At 70.2% G+C, this 342-nt stretch carries 1 pseudogene; it reads right to left on the bottom strand.

Features of this window, described 5'->3' with window-relative positions:
* Positions 1-342, bottom strand: a pseudogene (locus FG154_RS20950) (IS5/IS1182 family transposase); the annotation flags it as partial.

The following is a 342-nucleotide window of genomic DNA, read 5'->3' as shown; positions in this document are numbered from 1 at the left end:
AGGTGCGTCTCGGCATCGACCGCGCACTGCGCGTTGTATCCGACCAGGCCGCTGTGCCGCGCGCTGGTCGCCATCGCGCGCGCGTCGGGATCGGTCAGCGAGATCTGCCCGTCCGGCGCGTCGGCCAAGGCCTTGTCCATCGCCGTCAGCCGCTCGATTTCCTGCCGGATGCGGCCGTAGCGGCGGGCGAGATGCGCCACCTTCCCGGCCCGCGCCTCGCCCTCCTCCTGCCGGTCGATCCGGACCATCTCGTTGATGTAGCGCGCGACATCCGCTTCGAGGTGGGCCAGCCGGCTGGCGATCTTGCCCTTGGTGAAGTTCCTGTCGTTCGGCCCGCTCACT

The organism is Cereibacter sediminicola (assembly GCF_007668225.1).
GTDB lineage: Bacteria > Pseudomonadota > Alphaproteobacteria > Rhodobacterales > Rhodobacteraceae > Cereibacter_A > Cereibacter_A azotoformans.
The sequence above is the reverse complement of the archived record's forward strand: the minus strand, read 5'-3'. Positions and strand labels throughout refer to the sequence as shown.